General features: G+C 44.9%; 14 protein-coding genes. All 14 read right to left on the bottom strand.

All coding sequences use genetic code 11. The annotated features are described in order from the left end of the window. Nucleotides 1-3: 3 nt before the first annotated feature. Nucleotides 4-444, bottom strand: a complete 441-nt coding sequence (locus tag PAEAM_RS09125) for a MarR family winged helix-turn-helix transcriptional regulator (protein WP_036613306.1) — start codon at nucleotides 442-444, stop codon at nucleotides 4-6. 228 nt (nucleotides 445-672) lie between these two features. After that, nucleotides 673-3,135 (bottom strand): DNA gyrase subunit A, encoded by a 2,463-nt coding sequence (gyrA, locus tag PAEAM_RS09120; protein WP_047843513.1) that lies wholly within the window; start codon nucleotides 3,133-3,135, stop codon nucleotides 673-675. 12 nt (nucleotides 3,136-3,147) lie between these two features. Continuing rightward, on the bottom strand, nucleotides 3,148-5,127 hold the full coding sequence (gene parE, locus PAEAM_RS09115) for a DNA topoisomerase IV subunit B (protein WP_036613300.1): 1,980 nt from the start codon (nucleotides 5,125-5,127) through the stop codon (nucleotides 3,148-3,150). A gap of 76 nt (nucleotides 5,128-5,203) precedes the next feature. After that, nucleotides 5,204-6,193, bottom strand: coding sequence for an ABC transporter permease (locus PAEAM_RS09110; RefSeq protein WP_036613298.1), 990 nt, complete (start codon nucleotides 6,191-6,193; stop codon nucleotides 5,204-5,206). Beyond that, a complete protein-coding gene (locus PAEAM_RS09105) occupies nucleotides 6,186-7,151 on the bottom strand; it encodes an ABC transporter ATP-binding protein (RefSeq protein WP_100527270.1) in 966 nt (321 codons plus the stop codon). Before PAEAM_RS09105 ends, PAEAM_RS09110 begins: the two co-directional genes overlap by 8 nt. Beyond that, a complete protein-coding gene (locus tag PAEAM_RS09100) occupies nucleotides 7,152-8,024 on the bottom strand; it encodes a GDSL-type esterase/lipase family protein (protein WP_305955651.1) in 873 nt (290 codons plus the stop codon). A 292-nt stretch (nucleotides 8,025-8,316) separates the two neighbouring features. Further along, nucleotides 8,317-9,132, bottom strand: a complete 816-nt coding sequence (locus tag PAEAM_RS09095; RefSeq protein ID WP_051447300.1) for a CAP domain-containing protein — start codon at nucleotides 9,130-9,132, stop codon at nucleotides 8,317-8,319. A 280-nt stretch (nucleotides 9,133-9,412) separates the two neighbouring features. After that, nucleotides 9,413-9,871 carry a GNAT family N-acetyltransferase gene (locus PAEAM_RS09090; RefSeq protein WP_036613284.1) on the bottom strand — a complete coding sequence of 153 codons (459 nt, stop codon included), beginning with the start codon at nucleotides 9,869-9,871 and terminating at the stop codon, nucleotides 9,413-9,415. Continuing rightward, the gene (purT, locus tag PAEAM_RS09085; protein ID WP_036672920.1) at nucleotides 9,861-11,048 is read right to left on the bottom strand and encodes a formate-dependent phosphoribosylglycinamide formyltransferase; all 1,188 of its coding nucleotides are present in this window, start codon (nucleotides 11,046-11,048) and stop codon (nucleotides 9,861-9,863) included. Before purT ends, PAEAM_RS09090 begins: the two co-directional genes overlap by 11 nt. A 252-nt stretch (nucleotides 11,049-11,300) precedes the next feature. After that, nucleotides 11,301-12,323 (bottom strand): NAD(P)/FAD-dependent oxidoreductase, encoded by a 1,023-nt coding sequence (locus PAEAM_RS09080; protein WP_100527269.1) that lies wholly within the window; start codon nucleotides 12,321-12,323, stop codon nucleotides 11,301-11,303. Between the two features lie 62 nt (nucleotides 12,324-12,385). Further along, nucleotides 12,386-13,375 (bottom strand): ABC transporter substrate-binding protein, encoded by a 990-nt coding sequence (locus PAEAM_RS09075; protein WP_100527268.1) that lies wholly within the window; start codon nucleotides 13,373-13,375, stop codon nucleotides 12,386-12,388. 131 nt (nucleotides 13,376-13,506) lie between these two features. Continuing rightward, nucleotides 13,507-15,009, bottom strand: coding sequence for an AraC family transcriptional regulator (locus tag PAEAM_RS09070; protein WP_165789866.1), 1,503 nt, complete (start codon nucleotides 15,007-15,009; stop codon nucleotides 13,507-13,509). Between the two features lie 348 nt (nucleotides 15,010-15,357). Next, a complete protein-coding gene (locus PAEAM_RS09065) occupies nucleotides 15,358-17,208 on the bottom strand; it encodes an ABC transporter ATP-binding protein (RefSeq protein ID WP_036613270.1) in 1,851 nt (616 codons plus the stop codon). Further along, nucleotides 17,205-18,977, bottom strand: a complete 1,773-nt coding sequence (locus tag PAEAM_RS09060; protein WP_036613268.1) for an ABC transporter ATP-binding protein — start codon at nucleotides 18,975-18,977, stop codon at nucleotides 17,205-17,207. The genes PAEAM_RS09065 and PAEAM_RS09060 overlap by 4 nt, the downstream gene beginning before the upstream one ends. Nucleotides 18,978-19,111 lie beyond the last annotated feature (134 nt).

The raw sequence follows: 19,111 nt of genomic DNA, 5'->3' as shown, positions 1-19,111 counted from the left end.
GTATCATACCGAAGTAGATAAGGCAGGCTCTTTGGTTTTGGGTGTTGTCATTTTGCCTAACAGATATACCAGCAATTGTTGATTGTGCATCGAAATGTTACTGAGAACAGAGTTCATGAATTCATTACGGATGGTGATTCCCCGCTCTGTCTCCATTCTTCCTTTCTCTGACAGAGATACCCACACAATACGTCGATCCTGATTATCCCGATTCCTGCGAATCAGATCATTCTTCTCCATTCGATCGAGCAGCATGGTTACAGCAGCTGGTGTAGTCGACAGATAAGGAATCAGATCCGAAGGTTTCATCTTCTGATGGTCTTCAAGTACCTCCAGTACAGCCAGCTGAGCCTCCGTTAATGAGGGTGCCAGCTCTTGATCCATATGCAATTTATAATCTTTGGTCAACCTGGACCAGCACTTGGCAAAATCGGAATTATACATCTTCCATCGCTCCTCTCTGCAACCGGTTATCACTTCACCTGCTTAAGTTTTCGCGCTCCAAAGCCGCATTCCTGCTGCCTTTTTTCAATTTCCTAGCGATCGACCGTAATCGACGAAGGTTGTTAAACTTTGCATGAATGCCCTCTTCTAATCCGCCTTTGAACAACAAAAAAAGACTTCTCGCATGACAGGATTAGCTGTTCTGCGAAAAGTCTCGTTTGTTTGTTTTTATGAAGATGATGCTGGTTGATTCTCATTGAAGTCCCTTAGAAGTTCAACGATCTCGTCCTGTTTGTCCACATGAACGATCAGCTTGCCAATATGTTTGCGCTCTGTAATCGGAACACCTTCCGAAGAGATCGGGAACACTTGGCCTTCTTTGGTCATTACAGTGATCTTACGTTGCTCTTTGCAATAGAACGCTCCAACAATACGGCTACCATTCGGTTTCACACGTTTGCCTTCTTTGAACTCGAATGTGGCAAGCCCCTTGCCTCCACGACTTTGTATAGCGTAATCCAGAAGTAATGATCGTTTACCATATCCCAGATCGGACAACACGGCAACTTCACCTTCATCTCCTTCTACCCATAAAGCCGATACAACTTCATCTGTATCTCTTAACTGAATACCACGAACACCACCGGATACACGTCCCATTGGATTAACCTCATCCTCTCGGAAACGAATCGCCATGGCTTCTTTTGTAATCAACATAATATCTTGACCACCTGTACTTAAATGTACAGATAACACTTCATCGTCCTTGCCCACTTTACAAGCCGCAACTGCACCGGAACGCTTGGTAACGTAATCCTTCAGCTCCGTTCGTTTCACCTGTCCTCTTCGCGTAACGAAGACCAGACTGTGATTTGGCTCTTCAAAGGATTTCACAGCAAGCACACTTGCAATACGGTCATCTTTCGCAAGGGGAATGACATTCACAATGGCTGTGCCTGGATCTTTCCACTTGAATTCAGGTACCTGGTGAACAGGTAACAGGAAGTACTGACCTTTCCTCGTAAAGACAAGCAAGTTCTCAAGCGTATTTACTTCCAGAACCTGAGCGATATAATCGCCGTCTTTCACACCACTTCCGCTCCGTTCACCACCAGAACGTGTAAAGGACTGCATGCCTGTACGTTTCACATATCCCTCTTTGGATAACGTAACAAATACATCTTCCGCATTCACAAGTACTTCAAGATTAACCTTAAGTTCTTCCACTTCACCCTGGATCGCAGAACGACGGTCTATGCCGTATTTCTCACGAATCTCCATCAATTCCTTGCGGATGACTCCGATGAGCTTGCGGTCACTATCCAGAATGGATTGTAATTGTGCAATCTTTTTCATCAGTTCACCGAGTTCCTTCTCCAGAGAATTGATCTCCAGATTCGTCAAACGGTACAATTGCAACGTAAGGATGGAATCCGCTTGGCGTTCCGTGAATCCAAACATCCACATCAGGTTGTTTTGAGCATCTTGACGGTTCTTCGACGCTTTGATAGCCGCAATGACCTCGTCAAGGATGTTAAGTGCTTTTACCAAGCCCTCGAGCACATGCGCACGGTCTTGCGCCTTCTCCAGCTCAAACCGGGTACGGAAGGTTACAACCTCCCGCTGATGGGCAATGTAAGCCTCGAGGATCGATTTCAATCCTAATTGATGAGGTGCTTTATTCACAATCGCCACCATATTAAAATTATAGGTGACCTGCAGGTCGGTTTTCTTCAGCAAATAAGCCAAAATACCTTGTGCGTCCGCTTCTTTTTTCAACTCAACCACGATTCGCAGACCTTCACGTCCGCTCTCATCACGCACTTCGGCAATACCTTCAACCTTCTTCTCAAGTCGGATGTTCTCCATCGCTGTAACCAGACGAGATTTCACGACCTGATACGGAATTTCGGTAATAACGATCTGCTGTTTACCACCGCGCATGTTTTCAATCTCGGTTTTGGACCGGATATAGATCCGTCCCTTACCTGTGCGATAGGCATCCAGAATGCCGTCACCGCCCATAATCAATCCGCCTGTTGGAAAGTCAGGACCCTTCATAAACATCATGATTTCGTCCAGCTCAATCGACGGTTTCTCCATCACAGCGATCGAAGCATCAATGACTTCACGTAAATTGTGTGGAGGAATCTCCGTTGCAAATCCGGAGGAAATACCGCTGACACCATTAACCAGCAAGTTCGGATAACGGGATGGCAATACAACCGGTTCTTTGGCCGTATTATCAAAATTATCCTTAAACAGAACCGTCCGTTTCTCGATATCGCGAAGCATCTCCATCGCGATGGGCGACAAACGGGCCTCCGTATACCGCATCGCCGCTGCCGGGTCATCATCCTGTGATCCCCAGTTACCATGACCGTCCACGAGCATATGGCCCATTTTCCATGGCTGAGCCATCCGCACCATGCCCTCATAGATGGATGAGTCACCATGTGGATGATAATTACCCATTACGTCCCCAACGGTTTTGGCAGACTTGCGGTAAGTCTTGTCAGGCGTATTACCTGAATCGTACATGGCGTATAGAATACGCCGTTGTACTGGCTTCAACCCATCCCGGACATCCGGAATGGCTCGATCCTGAATAATATATTTGGAGTAGCGACCGAAACGGTCCCCAACGACCTCTTCGAGAAAGGCCGGCATAAATTGTTCTGATGGACTCATTCCAAGCACCTTCTATTCTTCGTACTCTGTAAAGTCGACGTTCTCTACGATCCAGCGTTTCCGCGGATCAACCTTATCACCCATGAGCGTAGATACACGACGTTCTGCTTTTGCTGCATCAACAATCTGTACCTTCAGCATCGCACGAGTTTCCGGATTCATTGTTGTCTCCCACAGTTGATCCGGATTCATCTCACCAAGACCTTTATAACGTTGAAGCTCAACATTATTACCGAATTCCTTCATATAATTGGCCAGTTCTTCATCCGTCCATGCATATCGAACACTCGCAAGCTTACCAGACTTACGAGTAAGTTTGTACAATGGCGGCTGAGCAATATATACTTTGCCTGCATCAATTAAAGGCTTCATATAACGATAAAAGAAGGTCAACAGCAGCACCTGAATATGTGCGCCGTCCGTATCCGCATCGGTCATAATGATAATTTTGGAATAATTGCTGTCTTCAACTGCAAATTCGGTTCCTATGCCCGCCCCGATCGCCGCTGTAATGGCGCGGTATTCTTCATTTTTGAGAATGTCGGCCAGCTTTGATTTTTCCGGATTGAGCGGTTTTCCCTTGAGCGGCAGAATAGCCTGAATCTTCGAGTCACGTCCCTGTTTGGCAGAACCACCTGCGGAATCCCCTTCGACAATAAATAACTCATTTCGGGTAAAATCCTTTGATTGCGCCGGCGTTAGTTTGCCGTTCAGGTTGGAACTTTCGCTACGTTTCTTGCCTGTGCGCATATCATCACGTGCTTTGCGGGCTGCTTCTCTGGCTCTGGAGGCTTGGACCGCTTTGCGAATTAACGTTTGCGCTACCTGCGGGTTTTCTTCCAGAAACCGTTGAATATTCTCGGACACGACCGAATCCACTGCACTTCGAGCGGAAGCGCTGCCGAGCTGATCCTTGGTCTGACCTACGAACTCAACCTCTGACATCTTGACACTGATGACGGCCATCATACCTTCACGCAAATCATTGCCTTCAAGGTTTTTATCTTTTTCCTTAATCATGCTGGTACGGCGCGCGTAGTCATTCATTACACGAGTATACGCAGCCCTGAATCCGGTCTCATGTGTACCGCCACCCCGAGTAGAGATCGAGTTCACGAACGAAGCCAGCGTTTCGGTATAACCCGCGTTATACTGGATTGCCACTTCGACTTCAATGTCATCCTTCTCCGCATAGAAGTGAATAACATCATGCAGCACATCTTTATTTTCGTTAAGAAAAGCAACAAACTGGCTTGCTCCACCTTCATACATGTATTCATCCTGATTGCCCGAACGTTCATCCTTGAGCACAATTCTCAGACCCGAATTCAGAAAAGCAATCTCCTGAAGACGTTCTGCCAATGTATCATAATTAAATTGAATACCGCTCTGGAACACCCGAATATCCGGTTTAAATGTAACTTTTGTACCTGTCCGATTGGTATTGCCCAACACTTCGAGACCGGAGACCGGTTCACCGACATGTTCAATCCCTTTTTTGTCCTTCCAATACTCGAATCGCTGACGATGAATCTTGCCATCACGGAAAATCTCGACTTCAAGCCACTCGGACAATGCGTTAGTAACTGACGCACCTACACCGTGCAAACCGCCTGATTTTTTGTATCCTGATCCACCGAACTTTCCGCCTGCGTGCAAAATCGTAAACACGACCTGGGGAGTAGGAATCCCTGTTTTATGTATACCTGTCGGAATTCCCCTTCCGTTATCCTGAACCGTAATAGAACCGTCCTTATGCAGCGTGATATCGATTTTGGAGCAGAATTTGGCGAGATGTTCGTCGACAGCGTTGTCGACAATTTCCCATACCAAATGATGTAAACCTGAAGTGCTGGTGCTACCGATGTACATCCCCGGCCGTTTCCGTACCGCTACCAACCCTTCAAGTACTTGAATGTCGTCCGCGTCGTAGCCTGAAGACCCCTGTCCTCCGCCTGTCGAACCTGCCGACATATCGATTTGCTCGACCATTCATGCTCCCCCTTCTTAACTTGCAACTAAAAAAATGCCTAAAATGCAAACAGATGTTTTCTTATCCTTGTCCATTTTAATTCAAGATATCCCGTTTCGTAAAGACAAGGAATGACACAATGAGTGAAGCAATGCCCCAAACACTAAGCACAATAAGGGAAAAACCTAAATTCATACCCTCGATTGGAGGTAACCCGCCAGACAAATAATTCGGAAGTTCGAGGTTAACCATGAACAAATACTTCGCGGTCTGCCAGGACGCTGCCATACTGGTCAAGATTGTTCCTGCAATCAAAGCGGCCATCATGATAACGATACTTGCAGCAGTACTGCGCACAAGCACAGATACCATAAATGCAAGCATAGCCACAATTACACTCACAAACCAGATCAGTCCTGCCTGCATTAGCATATACAGCCACTGGTCTACAGCATGCACTGCCGACATATCGACATCTGTTCCCACAACTTTGAATCCTGTGAAGATTGGCATGTTGAAGCCTTTATAACCAAAGACCGCACCCGATATGACATAACATATAATGTAGGCTGATACCACTATGATCGAAACAAACATAATCAGCGTAATTAATTTACTCAAAAGCACTTTCCAGCGTCTAACCGGACGCGTTAAAAGCATTTTAATCGTACCTGTCGTACGTTCACCAGAAACAAGATCTGAAGCAATAGCCATGATTAACAGTGGAATAAACAATCCAACCGCGTTGTTCATGAACTCCCGCGTAAAGGTGACACCGCCCGGTTCTTTGGGATTGATGTCATTCTCAAGATAATACTGCATCTGCTGGATATATACTGTTCTATATTTTTTGTACTCTTCAGGTACCCGATCGCTACCGAGCGAATTTTGATTGTCTGTGATGGCCTGTTGCAGTTCAAGACGCCAATCGCCGCCAAACTTGTCGCGATTATTCTCCGCAGATTTCATCTGGGCATACGTAAACATCGGTACGAGGACCGCAAGTACAATAAATATAATATAAAGCCGTTTTTTCTTCACCATCTTAATCGTTTCATTGCGGATCAGCGGCATGATATTACTCAATGGATTCACCTTCTGTCATTTTTAAGAATAGTTGTTCAAGCGTAGGCTGGATCCGCTGTACCCCTTCAACCTGTACACCAGCTTGAACCATCTGTTGCACCATATCAGGAATTCGATCTTCGTGCATCTCGGCAACCACAGCGTTGGGACCAAGGCCCGCAACAATGGTATCATCCATCACATCCGCAGGTCGACCTACCAGAGCAATGCCTGCATCCTGCAACATTTTTTTGCCTTGCTCCAGTGGTGAAACATGCCATATAGCCAACTTCGAATGATCTTCAATCAGTTCGCTTACACCTCCAACGGCAAGCACACGCCCAGCACTGATAATGGCTACTCTGTCACAGAGAAGCTGGATCTCACTTAACAAGTGACTGCTGACAAATACAGCCATACCTTCGCTGGCAAGTTGCTTAATAAAGACACGAAGTTCCTTAATCCCTTTTGGATCAAGACCATTTGTCGGTTCATCCAGAATAAGCAGACGCGGTCGTCCAAGCAGCGCTTGTGCAATACCGAGCCGTTGACGCATACCCAATGAGTACGTTCTGACTTTATCGTGAATCCGCTGATCCAGACGCACAATATCTACAACTTCCTGAATTCGTTCATTGTCCACACCTGGTTGCATGCGAGCGAAATGCTCCAGGTTCTCCCACCCTGTCAGATATGTATATACCTCCGGATTTTCAACAATGGAGCCTACATACTTCAAAGCACGCTCAGGGTCCCGATTCACATCATAACCACAGACTTTAATTTTTCCTTCTGTTGGTTTGATCAGATCGACCAGCATCCGTATCGTCGTTGTTTTGCCGGCACCGTTGGGACCGAGAAATCCGAAGATTTCACCAGGTTTTACGTCAAATGTAACGTCCTTAATGATCCATTTGCGTCCGATCCGCTTTTTCAGATTCTGTACGGATAGGACGGAATCATACTGCTGCTCTGCCATTTAATTTCCGCTCCCTTCTGCCGGTGTATCTGCCTGGAATTCCTGTGCAATCCGAACTGCAATTTGCTCATAACCTTGTCCGTTGGGATGGAAATGATCTGACGAGAGATACTCCCCCAGATGATTTTCAAACAAATCGAATGTAGGGACCAGTGTCATCTTGTCCTCATTGTTCAAAATAGCCAGTGCAGCATCGTTCCATGCAGCTACCACTGCATTACCTGGCTTCTCCAGTTCCTTCACATCGCCAAATGGATTGTACAACCCTATGTACGCAATCTGCGCATCGGGATTAATTTCTTTTACTTTCTTCAATATCTCTTGAAGGCGCTTCGACGTTTCCGGCAAAGCCGCTGCCAGCTGCTCTGCTGTTGGCGGATCTTCCCCCTGTAGAACTTGTCCTCCCTGGAACAAATCATTTGCGCCGATCGAGAGCAAGATAAAATTGGATTGTTGTAAGACGTAACGTACGCCTTGCTCATCGAGTTTTTCCAATAAAGCATCTGTTCTCAAACCGTTTACACCCAGATTATTAAGAACCTGAACGTCATATCCTTTATCTTTAAGCAGATTCCCTGCACGTCTCACAAAACCGAGTCCTTCATCATCGCCCGTGCCTCTTGCCAGAGAATCACCGATGACGGCCATCCGAATCTTGCCATCTTCCACGACAGCCGGTTCCCCCTCGATATCCTTAGATGGAGCAGTTGCCTCCTGGCCTGTAGTTAATGCGGAATCTCCCTCGGGGAAAATCACGTCTTTTATGGCGTAACCAAATCCAAATAACAACAACAAAGTTGCCAAGATGGATACTGTACTGACAGTTCTCCAGATCCATGGTGCTGAATCCAGGCTTTTTTTCTTTTTCATCATCACATCTCCACTCATGTACACCAGTCCGGGTGCTTTATAATTTATAATGACTTTACATTAAGGCGTGTCTGAAAATCCGCTTACTTCGGAGTTTTCAGACACGCCCTGATGATGCTATTCCTAAATAACATAAATGTTCTGTCGTTAATTTGCAAACTTTGGCGCTGCATTCACAGAATTCATTTTTTATATGTCATTTTACGGAAAAAAGGTTATGCCATACACAGATTTGAACTGTGTGCTGGCATAACCTTGTGGTAAAGAAATTCATACTTTCTTCATTATAAATCGATTACTTACCGATAAACTCTTGTGCCCAGTATCCGTTGTAGAAACCTACACCGATATGCGTAAAGTTTTTGCTCAGAATATTGGCACGGTGACCTTCACTATTCATCCAAGCTGTAACAACTTCCTGTGGTGTTTTTTGTCCTTGGGCAATGTTCTCACCTGCATAGCTGTAAGTTACTCCGAATTGTTTCATCATATCAAACGGAGAACCATACGTAGGTGACTGGTGATCAAAATAGTTGTTGTTACTCATATCTTTTACTTTAGCAACAGCTACTTTGTCCAGAAGTGCATCTGAAGTCAGAGCGTTCAGACCTGCTTTAGCACGCTCAGCGTTCACAAGTTTTACAACTTGAGTAGCAAAGTCGGATTGTGTGCTTTCGCTACCATTATTACTTGTATTGTTACCTGTATTACCTGTGTTACCCGTGTTTGAAGGATCTTTAGCCGGTGTAGTTTCCGGTTTTTCTTCTTGAGCTGGTTGTGTTGGTTTAGTCGGTTGCTCAGGCTTAGTTGTCGGCTCAGCAGGTTTTGTTGTTGGTTGAGTTGGTTTTGTTGTCGGCTCAGCAGGTTTCGTCGTTTGATCAGGCTGCGTAGCAGGTTTCTCTACAATTTGCCCCTCGGATACGGTGTATCCATTTTGTTTGAGCCATTTCTCAATATAAGCTTTCAAGCTGTCTGTACTTGTAATTTTGTACGTTGTGATAGTCTTATATGTTGAATCTGCAGCAGACGCGGAAGCAGGAAGCATTACCCCTACGGCCAGTACGGCTGTCAGACTACTCGTTACGACAGTTTTCATCCATTTCTTTTTCAAATTCATTCATCTCCTTAAGATTAGTTATTACAACTTTGTAATTAATACTCTAGCAGTATATCAATTCGACAGGAGATTGTGAACCTATAAAATATGGAAAAGTAACTTTTTTGTCATTTTTTAGAATGTTACAGATTTTACAAAAGCATAAAAAAAAGACATTCGGACTAAAAATGCTAGTCGAATGTCGCTTCACCATCTATTTATCATTCACCACACAAGAATGTGCAGATCAGGATATCATGAGAATTTCCATGCAATAGAAGAAACTTTATTTGTACTATAGAAGAACTTTACTGAACCGATACCCTCTCTTCTGAAAACCAATGTGCTCATAAAAAGAGTACGTTGTTGAAGTCACTTCACGGTTTGCACCCGTGACAAACAGTTGTTTACCACCTTGCTGTCTGCCCCAATCTTCGGCACGAGCCATCAGACGACGGGCAATCCCACCACCACGATGTTCTTGACCTACAATCAGGGAAGTAATTTGTGCGGCAGGTTCTGGATAGGCATGACTTTGCACACATTGCAAGCCAATCACACCAATAATTTGTTCATCCACTTCGGCAACAAGCATGCATGCGTTTGGATTGGTTTCCAAACATTCAATACGTTCTTTCATGACATTGGTTGTTGTCGGATAGCTGACCTCTCGCATCAGTCCCGTTACCGCTTCAGCATCTCGTAGTTCACACTCTCGGATCATCAGTACAGGGGCCTCAACATTATTGGACATGATTTACCTCCACTTTCAGCATATTAGCGGCTTGCACCGCTGTTTTACGAGCTTCTTCCACATCTTGACCAGCACTTAAGGCTACAGCCATTCGGCGTCCTACTTTGGTCTCAGGTTTGCCAAATACACGAATCTGAGTACGAGGAAGAGCCAGAGCTTCTTCAATCCCGCCTACAGTAAAGTCAGATGTTTCATCATTAGCCTTCAGCGTTGCTGAAGCTCCCGGTGTCAACAGATGTACACCTGTGACCGGAAAACCAAGAATTGCACGTACATGCAGCGCAAACTCGGAACTGTCTTGCGTCACCATTGTAACCATACCTGTGTCATGTGGACGAGGAGATACCTCGCTGAACACAACACCATCCGGGGTCAGGAACAACTCCACTCCAAACAGTCCATACCCGCCAAGTTCATCCGTGACGGATTTGGCAATATGACAAGCTTGCTGCCATTGCTCAGGAGTCATTGCATGAGGCTGCCAGGATTCGACATAATCCCCATCCTTCTGAATATGACCAATCGGAGGACAAAATACGGTGCCTGATACAGACCTAACAGTAAGTAATGTAATCTCACTGTCAAATTGCACAAAGCTCTCCACAATAACACGAACGGATTTGCCACGAGCCCCCGAAAGAGCAATGTTCCAGCAATCCTCTACGTCGCCCGGTGTTCGGCATACACTCTGCCCTTTGCCGGAAGAACTCATTAATGGTTTAATGACACAAGGTGTGCCAAGCTCACGTACGGCTTCCTGAAGTTGTTCCAGGTTGTCCGCAAAAAGGTAATCAGCTGTCGGAAGTTTCAATTGTTCGGCTGCAAGCCGACGGATGCCTTCGCGATCCATCGTTAGACGTGCAGCTCGGGCAGTAGGTACTACACAAAATCCCTCTTCCTCAAGCTCCAGTAAAGCTTCTGTTGCAATAGCTTCAATCTCAGGTACGATGTAATGAGGTTTTTCTTTACGGATCAATTGTTTCAAAGCTTCGGCATCCAGCATGTCGATGCAGTAAGACCGGTGCGCGACCTGCATTGCAGGTGCGTTCTCATAACGATCAACAGCGATCGTCTCTACTCCCAGTCGTTGGGCCTCAATAACGACCTCTTTTCCCAATTCTCCACTGCCTAGTAGCAGCATTTTTTTGGCTTGAGCCGTAAAAGGAGCACCCCACATGTTCTTTCCAATCCTCCCAAAGAGAAATCTTCTATATCTGTCTCTCTATTTTCGGGGTTTTGGTTAAAGATTGCAAGAGTGCTCCCTATTTTTCTTGTGAATTTTACAAGATTTTTTGTGTTTTTTCGATCAAATTTTACAATTACTGCTCACAGATTCGATACTCCTTCCATTCCTCCCAAAATTAAGGAAATGTCAAAAGAGTAGATTTTAATATTCCAGTGAACATAAATTAGCAAACAAACCCCAAGTTTAGAACCTTGGGATTTGTTTGTTTTTTTCTCTGAAAATTTCATTATGGGAGGAGACGTACGCCATCATGGGAGCATCTGGAGTCAAGTATTTTTTCGCACTATTTACAGCTAAAATCGCATCGTTGAAGGCTCCGGCAATAAGTCTGACTTTGCTATCGTGAGTTGCACAATCCCCTGCAGCAAAAACACCCGGCAGACTCGTCTGTGCATGGTGACTCATTAGAACCATTCCATCGTCCATTTCTAAGCCACAACTGGCAAGATCACTTAAATTGCTTTTATATCCATGACTAACTAAGACTTCATCCACATCTAACAATACATTTTCCTGACTCTCCATATGCGTAATTACAACCTGATGGATACGTTCACCATGATTATGAAGCCGTGTGATGCTATATGGTGTTCTGACATCCGTTACATTGTTCATCTCGCTAACATTGCGTTCCATTGCACGAAACTCATTTTTTCGGTGGACGACCACTACGCTCCGTGCAAGTTGAGCAAGTTCAATTGCCCAATCTACTGCACTGTTGCCTCCTCCTGAAATGAGCACACGCTTCCCGGAAAAATGTTCTGGATTTTGCACGGTGTAATGAAGATTTTCATACTCACATTGAATCGGCTCCTGAAGCTCCAATTTCTGAATTTCTGCGATACCGCGGCCTACTGCGACAATAATTGTACGCGTATAGTGTATGTCGCCTTCAGCAGTATACAGAGCCAAAATCTCGTTGTCCAGTCGAGCGAACCGATCTACTTTGCAATTCAATTCAACCGTTGGATTAAAGGTATTCGCCTGCTGAACCAGATACTCAATCAACTTTGAACACTTCATTGGTGGCAGGCCACCCACATCCCAAATAGTTTTTTCAGAATAGGTATGCAGAAAACCACCAAGTTGGTCTTTGCCGTCAATGATCTTAACTCTCATATCACGCATCCCGGCATAAAAGGCCGCATATAATCCCGCCGGTCCGCCTCCGACGATGGTTACATCATAGATATCTTCTTCATTCATTTTAAACACACCTTGTTAATTTAGTTATGAATTCGAAATACATGTAACTTTACCCGTTTGCTTTATTTGTTTTTTGCTTCAAAAGCAGCAACAATATCATCAATGACATATTCATCGGCAAGTGGAGACATTCCCAGATTGAACCATTCCTTGCCACCCACCATATAGACGTGGTCCTGCTTGACTGCTTTCAGATTTTTCCATAACGATGAAGATAACATATCTTCAAATTTCTTTTTAATTTCCGGATTAGTCTCATCATCCAGCTGAACGATCAGATGATCTGCGTCGTATTCAGGCAGTACTTCCAAGGATACGGACATGGCAGTTTGATCTTTCGGGAAATTAGGAAGTGGATTCATTCCCAATCGTTTATGGACAAAGTTTCCTCGGTCAAGGTTCTCCCCATGAAGTACGATTTCTTTTTCCATCACTCTAATGTAGAGAACAGTCTCCTCACCAATCAGCTTATCCAATTTGGCAGCAGCTACCTTCTCCTTATCCACCAAATCCTGAATCACCTTTTCTGCCTGTTCTTCTTTGTCCAGAATTTTGGCCATATCCCGCAGTTCATCGCGCCAATCATCACGCTGTGGCAAAAGTACGGTAGGTGCAATCAGAGTAAGCTGATCATAGTCCTTTTTGGACCACCAGTCAGGGGCGATAATTAAATCCGGATCTGCCTCCATGAGGGCTTCAAAGTTAGGCGTTCTTCCTATTCCCATTTTCATCGTGTTTGCGAATGGCTCTTGCAAGTAAGAAGGAAAATCCTCATGGTAGTTCTGTACAGCAATGGGTACGATGCCAAGTGAATATAAAAATTCTGGATATACAACGGACAAACCAACTATTTTTTGTGGGTTCGCCGGAATTTCAACTTCTCCCATTTCCGTAGTCACTTTTTTTACCTGACTTGTTTCTGTTGTTGAAGAATTGGCGGTACCCTCTTCTTGACCCTCGCTCGAGGATGCTTCGTTGCCTGCTGCACCGCAAGCCGAAATAATGAGCACCAACATCATGGTGCATAGTACCGTTAACCATCTGAATCTCATTCTTTATGTACCCCCTATATGGCATTTAGTTATGACAACGTCTAATTAATAATAATTATCATTATCATTTGATATAGGAGTAAGTATATTAAAATATGTTCAGGTATGATATTGACTATTCAGACTTTTTGCTATGGACGATCTTGCCATAACTTTAATATTTCATCCAACATAAGCTCATGGGTAAACGCAGTGTAGTCCAGCAGGACGCTCGACAAAAGCATATCCATTCTGCCATTCTGTACCGCTAACAACGCAAGCCATTCTTCAGACTTACGCACAGCAGACCATGTCTGCCTGGATGTCTCATCATCACCCACAATCAATAATATTCTTTCCACGTTGAGAACAGACAACTCCCTAATGGTTACTGTGCCCCGTTCCCAATAAGTCTCAACTCCTTCGGGACCCTCCATTTGCATATCAACGTAAAAAACGGAAGCAATGCTCCTTGGGCCTAACATCTGCAACGCTTCACCATAAACTTTGAGTACAACTAATCTGTCTTTTCGTATGAAATCCTCAAGCTGGTCCTTTATGGTCGTTGCCTTCTCTTCATATCTTTGAAGCCATACCTCTGCAATATCAGACCTGTCCAAAAAGCTTGCAACATATCTCAAATGTTCTCTCCAATCTCCTTTTTCCCACGGGAGGTCACACACAGGAGCAGTGGAATGAAGCTGTCTTTGCAAATCCTCAGACTCCGTCCCAACAGTAATAATATAATCAGGTTTAACTAATCGAAGCTGTTCCAGCCAGGTGGTCTCACTCTCTGCGAGTGGCATAACTTTGTCCGTTTCATATTTACGTCGGTAATAGTATGTCCATGGATGACTTGCCGGCGCGGCACAGGGAATGATCTGCAATGCAAGCAGTATACCAATGCTCACAGAATGAACTGCAGCAATTTTTTGTTTGCTATTACGTATAAACGCTGCTGGTGGAATGCCAGAGATTTGCTTGAATTTACGCCGGAAATACGTCTCATCCTGATAACCCACGTACGATGCCACATCCTTGAGTCGATAACTGTGATCATTTCTCATTAAGATCTGGGCTTGTTTAATTCGGTATAGCGTTAGATAGTCCACTGGACTGTAACCATACCTTTTCTTGAATAAACGCATGAAATGTCGAGGGCTCATTCGTGCCACATTTGCTAATTCCTCAATGGTTAATCTCTTCGAATAATTCTGCTCCATGTAGCCTTTGACATGTTCAATTGGTGAAGCCAGGTCCGTCTTTTCGGTAAAGGCCACGTCGTAAAACATGGTATACAACAGTTCCTGAAAACGAATCTGACCATAGTACCTTTGCAAACCATCCTTCTTCAACGTGTGGTGGTAAATCATCTGACAGATCACGCCAACAGCAACGGGTGAAGATGAGCTGACCTCGCCATTTACTTCATTACGTAAAAGTTGCTTCATCATTTCAAGGGCTGTTCCACCCTCCTGCTCCAGTGCGTACATGACATCAAAACTCATGTGATACACGCCTCTTTCATCCAACGAATGCACATTTGCCTCAACCATTTGCCCCGGGAAGCCTACATACAGTCCGCCCGCCTTCAATTCGATGAAACTGCCATCTATCTTTAACCACCCTTGCCCACTGGCTACAAATAATAACATGTATGTTTCAATGAAGTGTTTCCTCAGAAGCCACTCCGTCGCAGGATCACTTGTATAATTCACGTGAAGGAGCCTAAAATTCATATGATCCAGGTGATCCAAATGCTTTGAATTTATTTCGTTGTTGTCCATCTGCATTGATCTCCCTCCAGCCATGAACGATTGTATTGATTTCATTCTTCAAAAATATAACATACCACACTAACGAATAAAAAAAACACTCCGGCTATCCTCCAACCTGTCTTCAATGAATAAGATGCGCTTATTATTGAAAGATCAGGCTATAGAACGCCAGAGTGTTATAAGTTCATATGTGTTCAGACGCTTCACAGGCGTCCGAAGGTTTCATCACAAAAATCTGTATTGAGCTTCAATTAATCCATTATACACGCCTTGTTTTTGGATAAGCTGCTCATGGTTACCCTCTTCTTTAATTTCACCATGATCCAGGACGATAATGTTATCTGCATTCCGGATGGTTGAGAGACGGTGAGCGACCATAAAGGACGTTCTTCCCTGCAACAGCACCTTCAACGCTTCCTGGATTTTAAGCTCTGTCTCCGTGTCAATACTGGCTGTAGCTTCATCCAGGATCAGTATGCGTGGATCAGCAAGCAGCGCACGGGCAAAGGATAACAGTTGTCGCTGTCCCATGGATAATACGTTCCCGCGTTCCTCTACTTCAGTATCATATCCGCCAGGCAGCTTCATGATGAACTCATGTGCATTGACTGCTTTGGCTGCGTCCTCCACCTCTTCATTCGTTGCGTCCAGTCGTCCAAATCGAATATTGTCACGAATCGTACCCGAGAAGATGAAGGTATCCTGTAATACAATGCTGATCTGGCTGCGTAAACTCTCTACCGTTACATCCCGCACATCCTGTCCGTCAATGGTGAGACGTCCGCCGGATATATCATAGAAACGACTGATCAGATTGATGATCGTACTTTTACCTGAGCCCGTATGACCAACAAGTGCAATCGATTGTCCCGCAGCCGCTGAGAAGCTGATCCCTTTTAGCGCCTGTCTGCCCTTCTCGTATTCGAACACCACATTTTCGAATGCGATATCTCCTTTAATAGAAGGAAGTGGCTTGGCACCTGGTTTATCCGCAATACTTGGTTTTTCATCCATGAATTCGAAGATACGCTCCGATGATGCCATTGCAACCAGCAACTGATTGTACATCTGTCCCAGACGGTTGATTGGGTCCCAGAAGTTGCCGACATAGTTGGCAAAAGCGACAAGTAATCCCACGGTCAACTGACCTTCCTGAATCAGGTAAGCACCAAACCAGAAAAGGATTAACGTACCGAATCCGCCGGTAATCTCAATCAGCGGTCCAAAGCCCTGGTTCATCGCTGATGCTCTATCCCATGACTTTTTGCTGGACAGGTTCATGTTGTCAAAATATTTCATGTTCTCTTTTTCCTGTGTGTAAGCCTGAGTCACTCGAATCCCCTGAATGGATTCATTCAAGTGGGAGTTTATCCGAGAGTTCTTCATGCGCACATCCTGCCAAGCCCGACGGATCAGCACCCGCAGTTTGGTCGAGATGATAAACATGATTGGCACCGTAATGATCACGGCAAGACCCAGTTTCCAGTTAATCAACAGCAAGATCACAATGATCCCGAGCAACTGTACGCAGTCGATCATGACGTTAACTGCACCGTTAGTGAATAGATCCTGAAGGGAGTTAATATCATTCGTAACACGTACCAGTACGGAACCTGCCGGTCTTTTGTCAAAGAAGTTAAAGGACAGCTTCTGGATATGCTTGAACAGATCCGAGCGAAGGTCATAAATAACACGCTGTCCGATAATGTTTGTCAATTTGATCCGGTACGTATTGGCAGCCCACTGGATGAGATACAACACAAATATGGAGCCTGCAATAAGATAAAGCATAGTCATGCTTGGCAACCCCGTTGCCGGTGCGATGGCACGGTCAATCGCCAGACTGATCAGAAAAGGTACGGACAATTTTGTAATGGTACCCAAGATCATCATTAGAATAACGAGTGGTAACAGTTGTTTCGCATAAGGTTTCATGTATGCAAATAAACGTCCAAATTCTTTCCAGTTAAACGGTTTTTCAATAATTTCATCATCCTGATACACAAATCGTTCATTCAGTTTCTTCTCAGAGGCCACTTTTGCCTCGCGCCTGTCTGCTATCGTTTCGGCACTCATGAATTCACCTGCTCCCCAGCCTCCCGCTTACCGCGGGCAATATAATCTGCATATTGAATTTTATAAACATCCTGATATGGTCCAGGCACTTCAATGAGTTCGGTATGTTTGCCACGTTGTACCACGCGGCCTTCATCGAGCACCAGAATCTCATCTGCATGTCGTAGTGAAGATATCCGGTGTGCAATAATAAATGTCGTTCTGCCGCGCATAACTTCCTGGAAACCGGACTGAATCTCGTGTTCTGTCTCCATGTCCACGGCGCTGGTTGCATCATCAAGTACCAGAATTTTTGGATTTTTCAGCAAAGCCCTTGCAATCGCAATCCGCTGTTTCTGTCCACCCGATAATCCCATGCCGCGCTCACCAACCACCGTGTCATATCCGTCCGGGAACTCCATAATGAAGTCATGAGCCTTGGCCAGCTTCGCTGCACGGATGATCTCATCCATGGTGACGTTCTTAAGCCCGTAGGAAATATTATTGCGAATGCTGGATGAGAACAGGAATGTTTCCTGGAAAACAGAAGCGATCTGACTCCGCAAACTGCGAATACCTATGTCTTTAATGTTTTTGCCATCTAGCTTGATCGTTCCCGAGTTGACGTTATAGGCACGCATCAGAAGCTGAATGATGGTCGATTTACCTGACCCTGTTCCCCCGAGGAAACCGATTACAGAACCGGGTGCAGCGTCAAAATTAATATCGGTTACTGCTGGCATTTTGTTGCCGTAGGCAAAGGTAACGGATTCAAATGTCACATGGCCGTTCACTTGGTCTGCCTCCACAATGACCGGATCTTGCGTTTCTTCCACGTCCACTGGCGTATTGAGCAGTTCGAGCACCCGTTCACCTGAAGCTTTGGATTGCGTATAGTTGTTGATATGGAACCCAAGGTTCCACATTGGACCGATTATGTACCAGATCAAACTGAAAAAGGCAACGAGTTCACCGAGTGTCAGCGTCTTCTGTATAACCATTCTTCCACCGATCACCAGCAACAGCACGATACTCACCGAAGCAAGAATCTCCATGATCGGAAAATAGCGACTCCACAATGTTGCGGCATGAATCTGATTTGTTTTGTAACGCTCATTACGTATGGAGAATTTCTCCACTTCATAAGGCTCACGTGCAAAGGATTTTACCGTACGTACGCCAGTAATATTCTCCTGTACCGCTGTTGTCAGTGAACTGAGCGCCAGCCGCATCTCCTGAAACGCAGGGTGAATTTTGGATTCGAATCTCAGCGCAACGAAGGCAAGTAATGGGATGCATATGAGCGTGAACAACGTAAGCTGCCAACTCATGGTCATCATCATGATTGCGCCAAATACGACCATGAAAACCATGTTAAGAATCTGGGCGAAACCAAATCCGATAAAGTTACGGATGGCTTCCAAATCTCCCGTGAGGCGGGACATCAGATCACCTGTCTTGGCCGTATCATAATAACGGAAGGATAAAAATTGAAGCTTTTCGTAACATGCATTACGAAGTCTGTACGCCAGGAAGTTACCCAAGCGTCCTCCAAAAAAGCCATGTAAAAACTGCATTCCCGCTTTCAAAATAACTACACCTAACACAGTCAAGGCAATTATGGGAACGTCTTCAAAAGTTCGCGGAACAATGATGTCATCAATCAGTATCCTCAGCATGTACGGATACACCAACCCAAGTGCGGTCGCTAAGGCGAGGAACAAGATTGATACAAATAAATACGTTCGCTTTTCCCAAAAAAAGGTTTGCAGTTGCCTAAGAACATCCATGTTTCTCCTCCTCTTATGTCGTTCAAAAATACTATGAACATTTATGAAGTTTATCACCGTACCCCATTCGCGGCAAAGCGAATAACAGACCATATTCTGCCTGCTTTCAGCTTATTGACGCATTAACGAAGGTA

It is taken from the genome of Paenibacillus sp. GM1FR (genome assembly GCF_002803315.1).
Classification (GTDB): domain Bacteria; phylum Bacillota; class Bacilli; order Paenibacillales; family Paenibacillaceae; genus Paenibacillus; species Paenibacillus amylolyticus.
This window is presented reverse-complemented; position numbering and strand designations above follow the sequence as displayed.

Coding starts and splice junctions, on each gene's coding strand:
- PAEAM_RS09125 (WP_036613306.1), bottom strand. CDS start 444: ATGTATAATTCCGATTTTGCCAAGTGCTGGTCCAGGTTGACCAAAGAT.
- gyrA (WP_047843513.1), bottom strand. CDS start 3,135: ATGAGTCCATCAGAACAATTTATGCCGGCCTTTCTCGAAGAGGTCGTT.
- parE (WP_036613300.1), bottom strand. CDS start 5,127: ATGGTCGAGCAAATCGATATGTCGGCAGGTTCGACAGGCGGAGGACAG.
- PAEAM_RS09105 (WP_100527270.1), bottom strand. CDS start 7,151: ATGGCAGAGCAGCAGTATGATTCCGTCCTATCCGTACAGAATCTGAAA.
- PAEAM_RS09100 (WP_305955651.1), bottom strand. CDS start 8,024: ATGATGAAAAAGAAAAAAAGCCTGGATTCAGCACCATGGATCTGGAGA.
- PAEAM_RS09090 (WP_036613284.1), bottom strand. CDS start 9,871: ATGTCCAATAATGTTGAGGCCCCTGTACTGATGATCCGAGAGTGTGAA.
- purT (WP_036672920.1), bottom strand. CDS start 11,048: ATGTGGGGTGCTCCTTTTACGGCTCAAGCCAAAAAAATGCTGCTACTA.
- PAEAM_RS09080 (WP_100527269.1), bottom strand. CDS start 12,323: ATGAATGAAGAAGATATCTATGATGTAACCATCGTCGGAGGCGGACCG.
- PAEAM_RS09075 (WP_100527268.1), bottom strand. CDS start 13,375: ATGAGATTCAGATGGTTAACGGTACTATGCACCATGATGTTGGTGCTC.
- PAEAM_RS09070 (WP_165789866.1), bottom strand. CDS start 15,009: ATGTTATTATTTGTAGCCAGTGGGCAAGGGTGGTTAAAGATAGATGGC.
- PAEAM_RS09065 (WP_036613270.1), bottom strand. CDS start 17,208: ATGAGTGCCGAAACGATAGCAGACAGGCGCGAGGCAAAAGTGGCCTCT.
- PAEAM_RS09060 (WP_036613268.1), bottom strand. CDS start 18,977: ATGGATGTTCTTAGGCAACTGCAAACCTTTTTTTGGGAAAAGCGAACG.